An 18,130-nucleotide genomic window follows, 5' to 3' on the forward strand; every position below is an offset into this window, starting at 1 on the left:
AGCGGCTGGCCCCGGACTTCTTCGACCGTCCAGCCGCCGAGGTAGCCCGGGCCCTGCTCGGTTGCGTGGTTCGGTCGGATTGCTCCGGGGAGCGAACGGCCGGCCGGATCGTGGAGACAGAGGCGTATACCGGGCCTGAAGACGAGGCCTGCCACGCGGCGGAACGGATCGGACGGACGAAACGGAACGCGCCGCTGTTCGGCCCCCCGGGTACTGCGTACATCCACCGCAACTACGGCATACACTGGCTTCTGAACGTCGTGACGGGTCCGAAGGGGTTCCCGGCCGGCGTTCTGCTCCGAGCCGCCGAGCCGATCGAAGGCATCGAAGTCATGCGGCGTCGCCGGGGGCGCGATGAGCTGACCAATGGACCGGCCCGCCTGGCGCAGGCGCTCGGCGTCGGCCCCGACCTGCAGGCGCACCGGCTCGGTCGGCCCCCCCTTTCCCTCCACCGGGGCGACCCGGTCCCGGACGAGGAGACGGAGGTGACCACAAGGATCGGGATCTCGCGCGCGGCGGATCGACCCCTCAGGTTCTACGATCGAAGGAGCCGCTGGATCTCGAGGCGCTGAACCCCCGGAGGACGTGAATGGCCGAACTCGCCCTGCAGGAAGTCGCATCGTACGGCTTCGCGTCGCTTCTGCCGCCGCTGATCGCGATCGGGCTCGCCATCTACACCCGCCAGGTGTTCCTCTCGCTTGCGGCCGGCATCTGGCTGGGGCACACGATCCTTGCCGGGTGGAATCCCGCCGCGGGCGCTGCGAGCGGGATCGAAGGGGCCATCGGCGTGCTCGGAGATGCGGGCAACGCGCGGGTCATCGTCTTCACCTTCCTCATCGGGGCCCTGATCGCCACGGTGGAGGCCAACGGAGGGATGCGCGGCTTCGTGCGCTGGGTCGAAGAGGCCCGCTGGGTGACCAACGGGCGTCGCGCGCAGATCATGGCCTGGCTCATCGGGATCGTCGTCTTCATCGAATCGAATCTCACGATTCTGGTCGCGGGCTCCGTGTCCCGACCCCTGTTCGACCGCTTCCGCGTTTCCCGGGAGAAGCTGGCCTACATCATCGACTCGACGTCGGCGCCGGTCTGTATTCTGATCCCCTTCAACGCCTGGGGCGCGCTCGTCCTGGGGATCCTGGCCGAACAGCAGGTAGCCAACCCCCTGGGCGTCTTCCTCGTCGCGATCCCCCTCAATCTCTATGCGGTCGCCGCCCTCGCCCTGGCAGGTCTGACGGCCATACGGGGGCTGGATCTGGGTCCCATGAAGAAGGCGGAGGCGCGGACGCGCGAGGGCCGTTTGCATTGGGATCACGCCGTCGCGCTCGCCGATCCCGAGGAGATCGCACCGCCGCCCGCCGAGGATGTGGTGCTCAAGCCGCGAAATATGCTGATCCCGATCGCGGCCATGGTGGTCTCGATGCCCGTGTTCATGTGGATCACGGGTGGAGGCACCATTGCCGAGGGCTCCGGCTCGACGAGTGTGCTGTGGGCGGTGCTCGTGGGGTTGGGGCTGGCCTGGCTGTTCGCGCTGGCGCAGCGGTCTCTCGATCTGGATGGATTGAGTCGCGTCGGTCTCAAGGGCGCGGGCGCCCTCACCGGAATGGCGGTCGTACTCTGGCTCGCACTGTCGCTGGGTGAAGTGACGAGGTCGCTGGGGACCGGGCTCTACGCTGCGGGCGTGGTGGGAGACGCGATCCCTCTCATGGCGCTGATCCCCATGGTGTTTGTCGTGACGGGCGCCATCGCGTTCGCCACCGGGAGCAGCTGGGGTACCTTCGCGATCATGCTCGCGGTGGCGATCCCGCTTGCGAATGCGCTGGGCCTGCCCCCCGCTCCATTTGTGGCGGCGGTCCTCTCTGGCGGCATCTTCGGCGACCACTGCAGCCCGATCAGCGATACGACCATCATCGCGTCGCTCGCCTCGGCCACCGATCACATTGAGCACGTCCGCACGCAGATCCCCTACGCCCTCATAGCCGGGGGGATCGCGGCCCTGGGCTTCGCCGTGGTCGGCGCGATGATGTGAGACAGGTTCTTCCCGTCTCGTGGACGGCGGTGCTCGTCCGCCGACTCACCGCCGACGGACCTCGGCCGTCGCCAATACGCTGACGTCGGGGTCGAACCGCAGACCCTCGGCATCCGCCGCGTTCGGGATTCGCAGCGTGGCCTCCCGCGTCTCCATGCGCACGTTCGCGCGCCGACCGTGGGCCCCCCCGCCTTCGACCACGAAGTCCAGGTCGAGAGTGAAGGCGGGCCAGTCCGCAGGCTGCACCTGCCGGATCGAGACCAGGAGATCCGAGGCCTCGGCCCCCCAGTCGATCGCGAGCTGAGGGTGCCCCGGCGCGTGGACCCACTGGTCGAAGAACCACCCGAGTTCCTGCCCCGACGCCCGTTCGAACGCCGCTCTCACGTCTCCGGTCAGTGCCACGCCGTGGAGATGGCGGCCGTAGTAGTCGCGTATGCCGCGGAAGAACGCCTCGTCCCCCAGATGCCGCCGCAGCATGTGGAGCACCCAGGCACCCTTCTGGTAGTTGTTCCGGTTCAGGAGGTCGAACAACTGATTGGAGCTGGAGTCGACGATGGCCTGCCCCACAACGTCCGAACCGACGGCGACCTCCCGGCTGGCGCGCATGAGCGACCGAAACGCCTCGAGCCCGTCCCGGGCTTCGAAGTAGAGTGGGCTGAAGTAGCTTGCGAATCCTTCGCTGACCCACAGGTGGCTCCAGGAGGCCGGGCTCACCGCGTCGCCGAACCACTGGTGCGCGGTCTCGTGGGCGATGACCCCTTCGCCCATGCGGCGCTCCTCCCATGCGCCCCGTCCGTAGAAGATCGCGCTCGAATTCTCCATGCCGCCGAAGCGGGTCGACGACTCCACGTGCGCGAGTTTCTCGTAGGGGTAGGGTCCGATCAGCTCGCTGTAGTAGTCGAGCATATCCGGCGCGCGGGCGAAGCGTTCGGCTCCGTAGTCGCCGTCTCCCGCCAGCGCCCATACCGACACGTCGGCGCAGGCTTCGCCGGCACCCGGTTCGCGAGGCGCGGCCGGCGACAGCCCGCAGCCCGCCTGGCCGAGAGCGCGCCGCTCGAAACGCGCCATGCCCACGACCATCGTATAGGACGGGATGGGCACGGCGGGATCCGTCTCCCAGATCCATGTGGTGCCTCCCCCCGGTTCCGGCCGCGTCTCCACCAGCTGGCCGTTGCCGATGACTGCGTAGCCCTCGGGCGCCAGTACCTCGAACCGGACCGTGGCCTTGTCCAGCGGGTGGTCGTTGGACGGGAACCACCAGCGGCCCCGGTTGGGCCAGTTGTCCGCAAACACCGCGGGTTCGCCGTCGCGGTCCTCCCCGAAGAAGAGGCCGTTCTCCGGGACGCCCCCGTACTCGATGCGGATCTCACGCTGTGAAACGGCAGCGGAGGGTGCGAACGGTCCGATGGTGAGGATCGAGCCGCCCCGTCCGAACTCTGCCGGGGCGCCGTCGACCAGAACCGATGCGACCTCCAGGCCGATGAAGTCGAGATCCACGCGGTCGGCCCCGGCGGCAAGGTCCCCGCGCAATGTCGCGACGGCGCCGAAGCGCCCCGACGCGGGACGGCCAAAATCGAGCTCGAGATCGTAGTGGGCGATGTCGTAGACACCGCGATCCGAGGCTCGTCTGAGTTCCATCCCGGGTTCGGGAGTCGCGGAGGCGGCGTCGAGCGTCTCCTGGCCGGCCTGAATGGGTGTCGGACGAGGCCCATCGGGGGCCGGACGGCAGCCGGACGACAGGCCGAGAATCAGGCACGGGATGAGCACGCGGAGCGGCTGGACCCGCGGTAGAGGCCGGGCTCCGGCTTGCGGCCGGACCCGCCGCTCGCCACCGTGGCGGCGAATGCTTCGTCGGGTGTAGGCCCGGCGGCCGTCGAAATCACTGGCGAAACGAAGTCCGGTCATCGCACCTGCTCCTGTAACACGCACACCCGCGCGGGCCCCGCAACAACGCGGTTCACCACGCTTGAGACTCTACGCCTGTGAGTGACGAACGGCACCCCTTCGCCCAACTCGGGCTCGCCCCCGCACTCGTCGAAGCGGTCGCTCGGGCCGGCTACGTCGAGCCCACCGAGATCCAGCGCCAGGCGATCCCCGCCATCCTCGCCGGGCACGACGTCCTTGGCACGGCCCACACCGGGACCGGAAAAACGGCCGCGTTCACGCTTCCCGCCGTCCAGCGCCTCTCGGAGACGGAGCATTCCGCCGCGCCGCGAGGGCTCGTCATCACGCCGACACGCGAACTCGCGCAGCAGGTCGGGGCGGCCGTCACGACGTATGGCGCCGCGTCCTCGATCGAGCCGGTGATCGTGCACGGGGGTACGCCGCTGGGGCCCGAGAAGGACGAACTGGCGTTCGGGTGCGACGTGCTGGTCGCCACGCCGGGCCGCCTCCTCGATCACGTGAAACGTGGCAACGCCGACCTGTCGTGCGTCGAGGTGCTCGTGATCGACGAAGCGGACCGGATGCTCGACATGGGATTCATCGACGACGTGAAGGAGATCGTGCGGCGCACTCCGGCCAGCCGGCAGACGCTGCTCTTCTCGGCCACAATGCCGGGTGGAGTGCGCTGGCTCGCGCACGAGTTGATGACGGACCCCGAGGAGGTCCAGGTGGGCCGCGAGACCGCCGCCGAGGGAATCCTCCAGGTGCTTCACCCCGTCGAGTGGTCGCAGAAGCACGCCCTCCTCCATCACCTGCTCCAGGAGTGGCCGGAAGGGCAGGTTCTCGTATTCACCCGCACTCGGGTGGCCGCGACCTATCTGGCGGACTATCTGCGGGCCCGCGACGTGTCGGTGGCCAGCCTGCACGGCGGCAAGCACCAGGACCAGCGCGACAAGGCGCTGCACAGGTTCCGCGAGGGCACGACCCGCGTGCTGGTCGCCACCAACGTGGCCGCGAGGGGTCTCGACATCCTGGGCATCCGGCATGTGGTCAACTTCGACGTGCCCGAAGATCCGAGGGACTACGTCCACCGCGTCGGTCGCACCGCGCGCGGCGACGACACCGGCAACGCGGTTACGCTGATGGCTTCGAGCGACTGGGTCGAAATCCGCGCCATCGAGCGGCTCCTGGGCGAGACTATCGAGCGCCGTGCCGTGCAGGGGTTCGAGCCCGACGTGCCGCCGCCGCCCCCCGAGGAAGAGCCTGTCCAGCGGCCGGAACCCACGGCTCTCCGGCGCGGAATCCGGCGCCGAAAATAACCGGCGGACCGCGGACCGCGGCTTTCGCCGTCCGCTGGCCGGGGCCCATATTCGGGATTCGTCCGCGCGGTTCTCTTCCGGAGGTGTCACGATGTCTCTCGATCCCAGCGTCTGCCGCCGTCCCCTCCGCCACGTCCGCGGCGTCCGGGTGTCACTCGCTGCCGTGGTGCTGGTGGCGCTCCCGCCCGTCGCGGAAGCGCAGCGGACCGCAAAGCCGGTCCTGCACGGACGCCACTGGATGGCGATTACCGGCAAGCCGCTCGGCGCGACCGCCGGGGCGCGCATGTTCCATCAGGGCGGGAACGCCGTCGACGCCGCGGCCGCCATGCTCGCCGCGACGTCGACCATGTGGGATGTGTTGTCGTGGGGAGGGGAAACGCAGGCCCTCATCTACCATCCGGGCGAAGAGCGCGTCATCGGAATCAACGCACTCGGCGTGGCCCCGGCCGGCGCCACGCCCGAACACTACCGGTCAGAGGGACACGGGAATTATCCGCCCGAATTCGGGCCGCTCGCGGCCGTGACGCCGGGTACGCCGGGCGGGCTCATGACGATGCTTGCCGAGTGGGGCCGGCTGAGTCTCGCCGATGTCCTCCAGCCCTCGATCGAAATGGCGGACGGATACCCGATCGAAGCGGATCCGGTGAACCGCATCCGGAGTTCAATGGATGAGATCCGGCAGTGGCCGTCCTCGATGGAGGTATACTTCACGCACCCCGAGGACGCGGACGACCCGGGCCCGCGCGAGGGGGAGATCTTCCGGCAGCCCGGTCTCAAGCGGACGCTCGAGCGTCTCGTGGCCGCCGAAGCCGAGGCCCTCGCTCGCGGCGCCGACCGCAAGGAGGCGATCTACGCGGCCTACGACGCCTTCTACCGCGGCGACATCGCGGCCGATTTCGTCGCGGGCGCCCAGGCGGCCGGATCGCTTATCACGATGGAGGACATGGCGAACTGGCAGGTCTACATCGAGGAGCCCGTCACCACGAACTACAAGGGCATCGACGTCTACAAGCTCACGACCTGGGTGCAGGGTCCCGTCATGCTGCAGGCGCTCAACATGGTGGAGCAGCTCGACGTCAGAGCCATGGGCTACAACAGCGCGAACTACCTCCACGCCCTCTATCAGGTGATGAACCTCTCGTTCGCCGACCGCGACTTCTACTACGGCGACCCGTACTTCCCGCCCGAGGAACCGATCGAGGGCCTCCTCTCGAAGGACTATGCGAAGGCTCGCCTGGGGAGCATCGACTGGGACCGAAACGATCCGACCGCCGGCCCCGGTGACCCCTATCCGTTCCAGGGCGGCGAGAACCCCTTCCTGCATCTGCTGGAACGGTGGGGCCAGCGTCGCGAGGTGACGACGGAACAGGGCGAACAGGGCTACGAGGCGGCGGCCCACGCCGCCTTGGACGAGGACTTCTATCTCGGCACCACCTCGGTCCAGGCGGCCGACGCCGAGGGCTGGGTCGTGTCCATCACGCCTTCGGGCGGCTGGATCCCCGCCGTGATCGCCGGCGAGACCGGCATCGGACTCTCGCAGCGGGCCCAGAGCTTCGTGCTGGACGAAGCGGACAACCCGTACAACGTGATCGAGCCGGGCAAGCGGCCTCGCGCCACGCTCACCCCCGGGATGGCGCTCAAGGACGGCCGCCCCTTCCTCTCCTTCGCAGTCCAGGGGGGCGACGGACAGGACCAGAACCTGCTCCAGTTCTTCCTCAACGTGGTCGAGTGGGAGATGAACGTGCAGCAGGCGGTCGAGGCTCCGAACATGAACAGCTACCAGATGCGTGGCTCGTTCGGAGAACACGAGACGCGGCCGGGGCGGATGCTCCTGCAGGAGGCCACGCCGCCGTGGATCCGGTCCGCCCTGGAGTCGATGGGATACGATCTGACGTTCTCCGATCGCACGTCGGGGCCGATCAACGCGATCTACTTCGACTGGGGCAACGGCGCCTTCTGGGGTGGATCGAGCCATCACGGCGACGACTACGGCATCGCGTGGTGAGCGCGCCTCGCGAGCCTGCCTGTCAGCCGCCAACCCCCGCTCCGGCCGCGAGATGTCGCCGCGCCGGGCCGGGTGGCCGCTATTCGCCCCTTTCCATCACATCGAACAGGTCGTATCGCGCTGGCGGGCCCGGACCCGGGCCGCCACGACCTCCCTCGTCGGGCCGCAGCGCGTCGGGGTTGGCGGGACGCCGCAGGTGCCAGTCCGTCGCGCGCTGGTAGGCCGCGATGACCGACAGCAGGTGGTGCTCCGCGTAGGGCTCCGCCCCGAACATCCCGCCGACCGGCCTTGGATGGCCCGTTGACTCGGTCTCGAAGCCGATCGGGAAACCGATCAGCGGCAGCCCCACCATGTCGAACGGGAAGGGCGCCGTCTGGGTCACCAGATCGCACCGGCTGAACACCTCGTCGAGGATCTCCTTCAGGAGGACCAGCCGGGATCGCGATCCACGCACGTACTCCGCGGCGGGGAGGAGCAGTCCGTTGATCCAGGGAGAGAGCGATACCCCGAACTTCCGTACGTCATCGCGGAGGTGTTCGAGGAAGATCTCGGAGCGCTCCGGGAGGCGCACGTTGTTGAAGCTGGAGCTGGTCAGCGTCTCCCAGTGCGTAGGGAAGTCGAGTTCGACGACCTCGCACCCCAGCGCCTCGAGCGTCGCGAGCATCTGCCGCCTCGCTTCCACCGTGGCGACCTCCCGGCGGTACGCGTCCTGCGTCCGCTCCCGCCGGGGGAAGGAACTCCCGATGCGATCGACATCTGGGTCCGGATCGGGCTCGGGCGCGGATGGGGGCTCGGGCTCATCCAGGAAGCCCGGCAGCACGCCGATCCGGACCGGCCCGCCGCGCTCAGGATGGACGAGCCGCCGGCCGCCCTCCCGACCGTAGACGCGAACGGCCGAGACATAGTCCGGGACCGGCGGCAGGCCCAGCGACCGCGGGTCCGCCGGATCGGGGCCTGCCATGACCTGCAGCATCACCGCGGCGTCGACGGCGTCACGCGCCAGAGGGCCGGGGTGGTCGCGCGTGTAGGTGAGGGGGAGGATCCCGTACAGTGAGACCCGGCCCATGGTCGGCTTGATGCCCGTCAGGCCCTGGGCGTTCGACGGGTTGGTGATCGATCCGCCCGTCTGGGTACCGGTGCTGGACGCGGCCATGCGGGCCGCGACCGCCGTCGCCGACCCGCTCGACGAACCTCCCGGACTCACGTTCTCGTGGTGAGGGGCCCAGGCGTTGACCGTCGTACGATCCCCCGTGGGCGTCGAAGCGGCCGTGGTCGCGAGCGGTCCCATCTGCGTCTTGCCGAGGAGGATCGCACCGGCATCGCGAAGCCGCGCCCAGGACGTCGCATCGAAATCCGGCACGAAGTCCTCGAAGATGAACGAGTTCGCGGTCGTCCGGACCCCGGCAGTGAAATAGTTGTCCTTGATCGCCAGCGGCACCCCCGCCAGGGGAGCCCGCCCGCGCGTCCGGTCGGCGGCCCGCGCCGCTTCGAGGGCGGCCTCGGAGATGACCGTGTTGAACGCCTGGTAGCGGGGATCCCAGCGTCCGATCCGCCCGAGATAGGCCTCCACGAGTTCGACTGCGCTCGCGTCGCCATCACGCATGAGGCGCGCCGCCTCGGCGAGCGTGAGTTCGGTGAGATCGGTCGGTTGAGGGCGGTCCGGGGCCGGCAGATCGACCTCGATGTTCCGCGCGGCTCGACGGGCGCGGGCGGGGGCGTCGTTGCCCCCCAGCGCCTGCGGCGCTGCGAGCGCCGTTGCGGTCAGCGCCGTCATGCGCTCAACAAAGCGTCGCCGGTTCAGTTCACCCACGGTTCCACGCGCTCAGTTCGGCGGGATAGATGGCGGGAGCCGGCCCCAGCGGGTCGAACTCGACGTCGGCGATGGCGCCCGGAGTCGACCGCAGAAAGCGGCGGGCGGAAGCCATGATACGGCGTTGATCCGCCGGCGCATCTTCGTCGTCGTCGGGGAGCACCGACAGATCCACGCCGAGCAGCGTCAGGCGCGTGCGGATGTAGGCGTCCAGTTGTTCGTCCGTCAGCTCCTGAACGAGCGCTTCGGGCTGCGGGGGGGGCTGTCGGCGGGCCATGTGGCCTCCGTTGGGAAACGGGTTCGACAGGATCATGACTCCGGCGACGGACCTGCGCCACCGGGGGCAGGCGGCCCCGCTTACCGGCGGAAGCCCGACCACCTAGTTTGAGAGCGGACCGCGGCCCCTGCGGGACCGCGGCGCGCGGGGCGAAAGGAGTGACCCATGGCTTACCGACACCACGCAACGGGGCAGATGCGACGCCCGCTCGCGTTGGCCGGTATCGCCTTCGCCTTGTCGTTCATCGTCGTCGGCGCGATGGCGGGCCAACACAGCCACACCGATACGGCCGAATCACCGGCCGCGTGTGCCGTCTGTGTGTCAACGCAGCAGGCTCCTGTCGTTACTGCCCCCGCGCAGATCCCCGATCTGAAGCTCGAAGACCGGCGGACGCCGCCGGAGTTCGACTCCCGGCTCGCCTTCCAGCCCTCGATTGCCACAACGGATCGAGCCCGCGCTCCTCCCGCTTCTCTCGCTCTCTAACCGACCGAACTCCGTAGCCTGACACGCCAGAGTCCGTCGCCGACCATGTCGCGGTCGGCTCGTCGTGTCGCGCGTTCATCAGCCAGGAGGTGATCCGGCCGTCCGGGGCACAGACCGCGGACGAACGGATCAGGAGAGGGCAATGAAGAAATCAATTGCAGGCGGCCTGTGGACCGTGTGTCTCGCCGTGTCAGCCAGCCTCGCCGCGTCCACGGCGATCGAAGCCCAGCAGTCGGGCGAGATTCGTGTCCGCGTCGTGTCCGCATTCGAGAACCCCGTGGGGGAAGCCGACGTGCGAATCGTCGGGCTGGGACGGGCCATGCACATCGAGGGCGCGGAAGAAGCCCGCTTCTCCAACGTTCCCGCCGGGGACTACCTGATCGAGGTCGAAAGTGCCCGCGCCGGCCGCGGCCTGGCCAGAGCCCTTGTCGTCGCCGGAGAGATCACCGAGGTCGTCGTCGTCGTCTCGTTCTTCTTCCACGGGCAGGAACTCATCGTCTCGGTGGGTGCGGGAGGCACGCAGTCGGATCTGTACACGCCCAGCCACGTGGTGCGCGGGATCGATCTCAAGGCGTCGGCCCGCACAAGCCTCGGCGAAACGTTGTCCGACCAGCCCGGTGTGAACTCGTCGTACCACGGGCCGGGCAGCTCGAGACCGCTCATTCGCGGACTCGGCGGTGCGCGAGTTCGCGTGCTGGAATCGGGGCTCGGGTCGGGTGACGCGTCGACGACGAGCCCCGACCACGCCCCGGGAGTGGAGGCGATGGCTGCAGACCGAATCGAGGTCATCCGCGGGCCCGCCACGCTGATCTACGGCAGTTCCGCGATCGGTGGCGTCGTCAACATCGTGGACGGGCGTGTGCCGAACGAGCTGCCCGCCCACCCGCTGACCGCTTCGATGACACTGCGCGGCGGCACCGTGGCCGATGAGCGGAATCTCGCCGGCCGGATCGACGGCGCGGCAGGCAGGGTCGCGGTGCATCTCAGCGGGCTGTACAGGAACACGCAGGACTACGCCATCCCCGGCTTTGCCGCCATCGATGAGGATCACGGGCCCGGAGCCGAGGAGGAAGAGGAGGAAGAGGCGATCCCGGGGATCCTGGACAACAGTTCCGTCGAGACGTCGAGAGTCGCGGGCGGCCTGTCCTATGTCGGCGACAACGGCTTCATCGGCGTGTCCTTCCTCGGGTATGACAGCGACTACGGCGTTCCCGGCGGTCACGGACACGGGGAGGAGGACGAGGGCGAAGGCGACGTGCGCGTGGATCTCCGCCAACGGCGTGCCGACTTCATGGCAGGGTGGCGTCTCGGCGGAGACTTCCTGAAGGGAATCGAGGCCAGGTTCGGGGTCGCCGACTATCAGCACTTCGAAGTCCTCGTCGACGAGGCATCGGGCGACCGCGACATCGAGACCCGGTTCTTCAACAATGAATGGGAAGGACGGCTTCACGCCGAACACGTACTCGCGGAGGGCAGCCGGGGCGCGTTCGGGATCCACGCGCAGAACCGGGATTTCGAGGCCATTGGCGAGGAGGCCTTCGTCCCTCCCACCTCGACCTTCCAGTTCGCGGCGTTCCTGTTCGAGGAGTTCGACCTCGGGCGCGTCGGACTGCAGGCCGGTACGAGGATCGAGACGCGCAGGACGGAGGCCGAAGGCGTCGGCACTCGGAGGACCGACCAGGGACTCTCCGCGTCGCTCGGGGGCGCGTTCCGTACGTCAGACGTCGTTTCGTTCGTCCTCAGCGCGGCCCGTTCGGCGAAACTGCCGTCCGCCGAAGAGCTGTTCTCCAACGGTCCGCACTTGGCGACGCAGGTGTTCGAACTGGGCGATCCCAACCTGGCGACGGAGACCGGATACAGCTTCGACGCCGGGATTCGGATCGATGGCGGCTCGGTTCGCGCCGAACTCAGCGTATTCTCGAACTCCTTCGCCGGGTTTACCTACCAGGCGTTCACGGGCGCGGAGCAGGACGGCTTGCCGGTGGCGCGCTGGTCTCAGGCGGATGCGGTCTTCACGGGATTCGAGGTGCATACCGAAGTGGAGCTGTTTCACTACGGTGACGGACACTTCGTGCTCGACGCTTCGGGCGACTACGTGCGTGCCGAACTGACCGAGACCGATCGGCCGCTTCCACGAATCCCTCCGCTTCGTTTCGGCGCCGGTCTCGGATACGAGTCGCCGACGTGGCATGGTCACGTGCAGGTCAGGCGTGTGAGCGGCCAGGATCGGGTGGCCGCGTTCGAGGAGCCCACGGACGGCTACACGCTGGTCCGCTCCAGTCTCGGATACCGGATCTTCCAGGGTCGGATCGCGCACGACATCGTGCTCTCGGGCACGAACCTGACGGACCGGGAGGCGCGCAGTCACACGTCGTTTCTGAAGGAGTTGGCGCCCCTTCCCGGCCGGGAGGTGCGCCTTACGTACCAGTTGAGTTTCTAGCGTTTGCAGGGCGGCGGCGGCGGCGCTAACGTTCAGGACAAGGGATGCGAGGCCGTATTTCTTGAGCCAACAATTGCCCATAAAGGCTCCGATCCGGAGGCGGACGTCATGCCCCGCGGGGGACGGCGAAGACTGAAGGCAGGGGCCGAACCGTTTCGCGGAGGGCTTCAAGAAATCACCTTGCATCTGCTTCTACAGAGGGGGTGGCCTACGGGTCGCCCCTTTTGCATCCGGGGTGAGGTCGCGGGGAGCACGCACCACGATTGGAGGGCGTCTTGAGTGAAGAAGGCCTGGCGCGTCGTCGAGTGGACCCGAGGAGTCGGCTCACCGTCGACGAACCTCTGGCGCGTCTCGTCCGCGAACAGCTTGAACTGCTCGGTCTCGATCCCGGGCGCGAAGGTCTGAGGCGGACGCCGGAGCGGGTGGCCGAAGCGCTGCAGTTCCTCACGCGCGGGTACGCGCAGACGGTCGAGGAAGTGATCGGGACCGCGATCTTCGAAGAACCCCACGACTCGATGGTCATGGTCAAGGACATCGAGGTGTACTCGCTCTGCGAGCATCACATGCTGCCCTTCTTCGGCAAGGCGCACATCGCCTACGTCCCCGATGGACGCATCGTCGGCATATCCAAGTTCCCCCGTATCGTGGATGTGTTCGCCCGCCGGCTTCAGCTGCAGGAACGCCTGACCGAACAGATCGCCCGGGCGATCGAGGACGTTCTGAAGCCGCAAGGTGTCGGGGTCGTGGTGGAAGCCATGCACCTCTGCATGATGATGCGAGGGGTTGAGAAGCAGAACTCGAAGACGATCACCAGCGCCGTGCGGGGCTTGTTCCGCCGAGATCACCGGACGCGCGAGGAATTCCTGCGTCTGGCGCACTCGCCCGACGCCTAGCGGGCGGGGCGGGCTGCTGCCCGCCTGCCGGGACGGGCCACGCCGGTGTTCATCGAACTCGCCGAGGTACTCGACTGCCCCGACTGCCGGAGTTCGGCAGGACTGGTGGCGTTCGTCGACCGGGCCGAGGCGCGCCGCGTCATCGAAGGGCGGCTCGGCTGTCCCCTGTGCGAGATCGAGGTACCCATCCGCGGGGGCACGATGCGGTTCGATCTCTCGGGGGCCGCGCGGCGGGCTTCCGAGGCCGTGTCGGCTGCCGGGTCCGTCCCCGCTCCGCCTCCGCCGAGCCCGGCTGCGGAGACCGCACTACTCATCGGCGCGCTGCTGGCCGTGACCGACCGGGCCGGCATGGTCGTCCTGCTGGGGCCCGGTCCGGCCGCGCACGCCGCCCGGGTCGCCCACATGGGCGACCGCCTCGAAGCCCTTGCCTGGCTGGATGATGCGGGTGAGTCCAGCGCCACGAAGATCGAAGATCTCGCCGCCGGCGTAGATCCGCTTCGGGGCGCTGCGCCGGACGGCTGGCCGGTCCGGTCGGGCGCCCTGCACGGGGTCGCGATGGCGGGTCCAGTGGCGCTGAGCCTGTCCGAGGCCGAGCGCTGTGCACGCCCCGGGGCGCGGCTCGTCGTGACCTCGCCGACCCCCGCGGACCTCGACTCCCTCGCCGACTCCGGGTTCCACGAGTTGGCCGCCGATCCGACGGCGTGGGTCGGCGAGCGCCGCTGATCACGCTCCGGATCCGGTGACGAACCGCGAAACGTTGCTCCGCCGCGATAATACGCTATACTCTCCGTTGAGTATCCGAGGTACGGGCCAGTCAGGATCGGGGGCGGGTGTCCCGAGGCGCTCCGGGGAGGGTGGGGGTATGGCGCGGTGGAAGATCTGGAGCAGGAACGGCAATCACGTCCTGGACCAGCCGGACTACTACGAGGAAGGCGTCCAGCTGGTTCGACAGGAGCTCTATCACGAGGCGCTGACCTCGTTTCGCCTCTTCTTGAAGTACCAACCGCAGCACGCCGCCACTCTGGAACAGATGGCCGTGGTCTACACGCATATCGGATTGACCAACGACGCAGTCCGGGCCTACGAGGCCGCGCTCGAAGAGCGTCCCCGCAGTCCGGCCGCCCACTACGGCCTGGCCTTTCTTCTCCTGAGGAAGGGCGCTCGGGGAGAGGCTACCCGGCACCTTCAGGAGTTCCTGGCTCACGCGCGCTCGGACCGCGAGGCACCGAAGCATGTGGAGCACGCCCGGCGCACGCTGCGGCGGCTTGGCGCGGCGGTGGCCGAGCCGGTCGCCCACTAGGCGGCGTCGCGGTCGCGTGCACGTCTCCAGTCCACTGCCGGAAGACTACCGGCCCGGCACCCTCCCCGAACTCTTTCTCGACGGCCTCTCCCGCCCACGCGACGACGCGGCGCGTACGCGAGGACCTGATGGTGTCTGGATCTCGACCTCCACCGACGAGATCGGACACCGCGCGCGGGCGATCGCGCTGGGGCTGCGGACGAAGGGCTTCGTACCGGGAGACCGGGTCGCGATCCTCTCGCAAACCCGCCTGGAGTGGGCTGTGGCGGATTGGGGCCTCATCATGGCGGGGCTGACGTCCGTGCCCGTCTATCCGGTACTCCCGTCCGAGCAGATCCAGTACATCCTCGCCGACTCCGGCGCCCGGGCGGTGTTCGTCGAAGATCAGGAGCAGCGCAATAAGCTCGCGGAGATCGAACGCGACCTCCCCGACCTGGAGCTGGCCATCGCGTTCGAGCCGGTGACGTCGCCCGCGGGGTCCGCCCCCGAGACGATGCAACTGGACGGACTCTCCCGCCTCGGCGAATCCGCGCCCGATGCACTGGCGTCGACCTACGAGCCTCACGCGCGAAAGACGAGGCCGGAAGATCTGGCGACGCTCATCTATACCTCGGGCACCACCGGGGACCCGAAGGGGGTGATGCTCACCCACGGCAACTTCCATTCGAACGCCGACATGGCCCTGCGGGTGTTTCCGATCAGTTCCACCGACGTGGCCCTGGCGCTCCTCCCCCTCGCGCACGTGTTCGAGCGGACCGTCGGCCACTACATCATGTGGTGCGCCGGCGTCACGGTCGCGTACGCCGAATCCCCCACTACCGTGGCCCGTGACCTCGGGGAAGTCTCGCCCACGTTCATGGCGGCGGTGCCGCGCGTGTTCGAGAAGGTCCTCGAGAGCGCCGAAGGGGCCGCGAGGGAAGCGGGCGGCGCGAAGGAGAAGATCTTCGGCTGGGCGCGGCGGGTCGGAGAGCGCCGCGCGATGGCGGAGCTCGAGGGACGCGGGATCGGCCCCATCCTCGCCGTGCAGGCGGCCCTCGCGGACCGTCTGGTATTCAGCAAGCTGCGGGCGCGGACAGGTGGGAGGATTCGGTACTTCATCAGCGGGGGCGCCCCGCTGCCGCTCCCCGTCGGGCGGTTCTTCTTCGCCGCCCGCCTCCCGGTCGTCGAGGGCTACGGGCTCACAGAGACGTCGCCGGCCCTCTCGTTCAATCCGGTCGATGCCATCCGGCTCGGCACTGTCGGAAAGCCGATTCCCGGCACCGAGGTCCGTATCGCCGAAGACGGAGAGATCCTCGCCCGCGGGCCGCAGATCATGGCGGGTTACTTCAACAAGCCCGAGGCGACGGCCGAGGCCATCGACGATGACGGCTGGTTCCATACCGGCGACGTGGGCGAGATCGACGAAAACGGATACCTGCGAATCACTGACCGCAAGAAGGACCTCCTGATCACGGCCTACGGCAAGAACATCGCGCCGCAACCGATCGAGGCCGAGATCAAGCGCCATCCGCTGGTCGCCGAAGCCGTGATGCTGGGCGACCAGCGCAAGTTCCCGATCGTGGTCATCGTGCCGGAGTACACGGTCCTCCGCCCGCAGCTGCACGGGGTCGAGGAGGCGGCAGACGCCGATCTGGCTTCTGACCCCCAGACCCGGAGTCTGCTGGAAGGGGCCGTGCGCGAGCGCTGCGCCGAGCTTGCGCACTATGAGCGTCCTCGCGAGCTGCTCGTGGTACCCGGTCCGTTCACGATCGAGGGTGGGGAGCTGACTCCGACGCTCAAGGTGAAGCGCCGCGTCATCCAGACCCGTTTCGCCGACGCGATCGACGCCCTGTACGAACGGGCCGAAGACGCCATGAGCGAGCGTGAGAAGGAGAGGGACCGCCCGTGAGCGAGGTCGTGGTCGGGCTCGTGACGGGGCCCGATCGCGAGCAACTGGTGCGGCTGGGGCGGACGCTGGTCGACGAACGCCTCATCGCCTGTCTGAACGTGGTCGAGGGTGTGACCTCGGTCTACCGCTGGGATTCCGCTCTAAACGAGGATTCGGAAGCCCTCGGCATCCTCAAGACGACGTCCGCGCGCGTGGGCGCCGTCGAACGGCGGATCCGCGAACTCCACCCCTACGATGTGCCCGAAATCCTCTTTCTCGCCGTCTCCGCCGGCTCTCCGCCGTACCTGGATTGGGTATCGAAGGAAGTGGCGCACTAGCAGCCAATCAGGTCGCCTCGCGGTCGGAGCGGTACCACAGCCAGAACAGAACGCCGGAGGCCGTCCACAGGATGGCACCGCCGCCGATTCTCATGATCAGCCCTGCCAGCCGCTGGTCTTCGCCCGCGGACAGCGCACCGACCGGAGGCGCGAGTTCGTACGTCGCGTAGAACGGCAGTTCCGCGAAGGTGAGGAAGATGTACGGGAGCGTCATCAGCACCGTACTCGCGATCAGATAGCAGATCCGGACCCCGAACGGGAAACGCGGCCGGTGCGGGACCGGGCTCACGACCGGCCACCAAAACGTCAGCCCGCCGCCCAGCCAGGCCATGTCGAGTCCGAGCGAGCCGGCCTGTGAACTCATGAGCCCGTCGACGACGCCCGGCCAGTGGGTCGCGACGACGATCGTCTGGAAGAGCAGCAGCGCGACCAGCGGCCGCGTGAGAAAGGCCAGGAAGGGCGCCACAGCGCCGGCGCCGGCCCGTTCCAGGGCTGCCCGCGGGAGACCCGCGATGAGGAGCGGCGGCGCGAGCAGCGCGATGAGGAGGAACTGCACCATGTGCACCGAAGCCAGATACCCTGACCCCAGCGCACCCACCGGCCAGTCGAGGGCGACCCACAGGACGAGCGTGCCGGCCGCGAACCGCGCGAACTCCTGCCTCGTGGGCCGCGAGCCGCGCGTGAAGCGCCGGTAGGCGAGACATAGGAGGCCGATGAAGAGCCACACGCCCGGGTAGGGACGCCACGACCAGCTCCAGGGGATGCCCTGTGCCGCGCACCACCATTGCATGGGGTGCCGTCAGCCGCCGCCTGCCGGGTCCCCCGGCCCCGCCAGGGTCCGGTTGAGACGCAGGAGCAGGGGCAGGTCGTGTCGCCAGTCGGTCTGTCGGACGCCGCTGGGATAGAGCGCCCGCACGATGCCGTCACCGGTGATCGCCAGTATCGGGGTTGCGTGTCCGACAAAGTACGGCTCGTCGCGCGGCCGCGACGGGGCGGTCTCCTCGATCACGGCCGGGGGAAGGTGGAAGCCGGCCTGGATTTCGTTCACAGTCTCCATGTCTCCACGCAGTCCGACGAACGACGCATCGAAGCGGTTGAGCCATGCCCGCAACCTTTCGGGCGTGTCGCGTGCCGGGTCGGTGGTCACGAACACGACCTCGACCGCCCTCCGGTCCGCGTACGCGAGATCGTCGAGCGCCGCGTCGAGCACCGCCATCTGGACCGGGCAGATGTCCGGGCAGTGTGTATAGCCGAAGAAGAGCAGGGTGAGCGACGCCTCGGTCTCGGTCCGGAAGTCGTAGAGGCGCCCCTCGGTATCCGCGAGTGCGAACCCGGGTGCCTCGAGCGGGCGCTCGAGCGCGAGGCCGCGCAGACCTTCCGCGCCCTCGGTGCGATCGAAGGCCGAGTCGGGCGTCTCGCAGCCGAGCGCCACGACGACGAACGCCGTGACGAAACCTGTTCGGATCATGTTCGGATCATGTTCGGATC

At 68.6% G+C, this 18,130-nt stretch carries 16 protein-coding genes; 11 read left to right on the forward strand and 5 right to left on the reverse strand.

The window, feature by feature from the left end; genetic code table 11:
* Positions 1-5: 5 nt before the first annotated feature.
* Both ACN9M6_RS12625 and ACN9M6_RS12630 read left to right on the forward strand, forming a co-directional pair.
* A complete protein-coding gene (locus ACN9M6_RS12625; protein WP_419163753.1) occupies positions 6-572 on the forward strand; it encodes a DNA-3-methyladenine glycosylase in 567 nt (188 codons plus the stop codon).
* Between the two features lie 17 nt (positions 573-589).
* Positions 590-2,026 (forward strand): Na+/H+ antiporter NhaC family protein, encoded by a 1,437-nt coding sequence (locus tag ACN9M6_RS12630; RefSeq protein WP_419163254.1) that lies wholly within the window; start codon positions 590-592, stop codon positions 2,024-2,026.
* 45 nt (positions 2,027-2,071) lie between these two features.
* On the opposite strand, the gene ACN9M6_RS12635 is transcribed toward ACN9M6_RS12630, so the two are convergent.
* Positions 2,072-3,931 (reverse strand): M1 family metallopeptidase, encoded by a 1,860-nt coding sequence (locus ACN9M6_RS12635; RefSeq protein ID WP_419163255.1) that lies wholly within the window; start codon positions 3,929-3,931, stop codon positions 2,072-2,074.
* A 77-nt stretch (positions 3,932-4,008) separates the two neighbouring features.
* Between ACN9M6_RS12635 and ACN9M6_RS12640 the strand changes: the two genes are divergently transcribed.
* Positions 4,009-5,229, forward strand: a complete 1,221-nt coding sequence (locus ACN9M6_RS12640; protein WP_419163256.1) for a DEAD/DEAH box helicase — start codon at positions 4,009-4,011, stop codon at positions 5,227-5,229.
* Between the two features lie 91 nt (positions 5,230-5,320).
* Complete coding sequence (locus ACN9M6_RS12645; protein ID WP_419163257.1) at positions 5,321-7,234, forward strand: gamma-glutamyltransferase family protein; 1,914 nt, start codon at positions 5,321-5,323, stop codon at positions 7,232-7,234.
* Positions 7,235-7,313: 79 nt separating this feature from the next.
* On the opposite strand, the gene ACN9M6_RS12650 is transcribed toward ACN9M6_RS12645, so the two are convergent.
* Positions 7,314-9,044, reverse strand: a complete 1,731-nt coding sequence (locus ACN9M6_RS12650; RefSeq protein WP_419163258.1) for an amidase — start codon at positions 9,042-9,044, stop codon at positions 7,314-7,316.
* Positions 9,037-9,321, reverse strand: a complete 285-nt coding sequence (locus tag ACN9M6_RS12655; protein WP_419163259.1) for a hypothetical protein — start codon at positions 9,319-9,321, stop codon at positions 9,037-9,039. The genes ACN9M6_RS12650 and ACN9M6_RS12655 overlap by 8 nt, the downstream gene beginning before the upstream one ends.
* 165 nt (positions 9,322-9,486) lie before the next feature.
* Between ACN9M6_RS12655 and ACN9M6_RS12660 the strand changes: the two genes are divergently transcribed.
* From ACN9M6_RS12660 to cutA, 7 genes are all read left to right on the forward strand, one after another.
* Positions 9,487-9,804, forward strand: a complete 318-nt coding sequence (locus ACN9M6_RS12660) for a hypothetical protein (protein ID WP_419163260.1) — start codon at positions 9,487-9,489, stop codon at positions 9,802-9,804.
* A 142-nt stretch (positions 9,805-9,946) separates the two neighbouring features.
* Positions 9,947-12,244 carry a TonB-dependent receptor gene (locus ACN9M6_RS12665; RefSeq protein WP_419163261.1) on the forward strand — a complete coding sequence of 766 codons (2,298 nt, stop codon included), beginning with the start codon at positions 9,947-9,949 and terminating at the stop codon, positions 12,242-12,244.
* A gap of 275 nt (positions 12,245-12,519) precedes the next feature.
* A complete protein-coding gene (gene folE / locus ACN9M6_RS12670) occupies positions 12,520-13,137 on the forward strand; it encodes a GTP cyclohydrolase I FolE (RefSeq protein ID WP_419163262.1) in 618 nt (205 codons plus the stop codon).
* 45 nt (positions 13,138-13,182) lie between these two features.
* Entirely contained in the window at positions 13,183-13,860 is a 678-nt protein-coding gene (locus ACN9M6_RS12675) for a hypothetical protein (RefSeq protein WP_419163263.1), read from the forward strand.
* A 139-nt stretch (positions 13,861-13,999) separates the two neighbouring features.
* A complete protein-coding gene (locus tag ACN9M6_RS12680; protein WP_419163264.1) occupies positions 14,000-14,437 on the forward strand; it encodes a tetratricopeptide repeat protein in 438 nt (145 codons plus the stop codon).
* Between the two features lie 16 nt (positions 14,438-14,453).
* The gene (locus ACN9M6_RS12685) at positions 14,454-16,325 is read left to right on the forward strand and encodes an AMP-dependent synthetase/ligase (RefSeq protein ID WP_419163265.1); all 1,872 of its coding nucleotides are present in this window, start codon (positions 14,454-14,456) and stop codon (positions 16,323-16,325) included.
* Positions 16,322-16,642, forward strand: a complete 321-nt coding sequence (gene cutA, locus ACN9M6_RS12690; protein ID WP_419163266.1) for a divalent-cation tolerance protein CutA — start codon at positions 16,322-16,324, stop codon at positions 16,640-16,642. The genes ACN9M6_RS12685 and cutA overlap by 4 nt, the downstream gene beginning before the upstream one ends.
* Positions 16,643-16,649: 7 nt before the next feature.
* Here the strand turns inward: cutA and ACN9M6_RS12695 are convergent, their stop codons facing one another.
* Positions 16,650-17,432: a cytochrome c oxidase assembly protein gene (locus ACN9M6_RS12695; protein WP_419163267.1), complete on the reverse strand. Its 783-nt coding sequence runs from the start codon at positions 17,430-17,432 to the stop codon at positions 16,650-16,652.
* Between the two features lie 9 nt (positions 17,433-17,441).
* Positions 17,442-18,110, reverse strand: coding sequence for an SCO family protein (locus tag ACN9M6_RS12700; RefSeq protein ID WP_419163268.1), 669 nt, complete (start codon positions 18,108-18,110; stop codon positions 17,442-17,444).
* Between the last annotated feature and the right edge of the window lie 20 nt (positions 18,111-18,130).

This window comes from Candidatus Palauibacter sp., from assembly GCF_965197445.1.
Taxonomy (GTDB): Bacteria; Gemmatimonadota; Gemmatimonadetes; order Palauibacterales; family Palauibacteraceae; genus Palauibacter.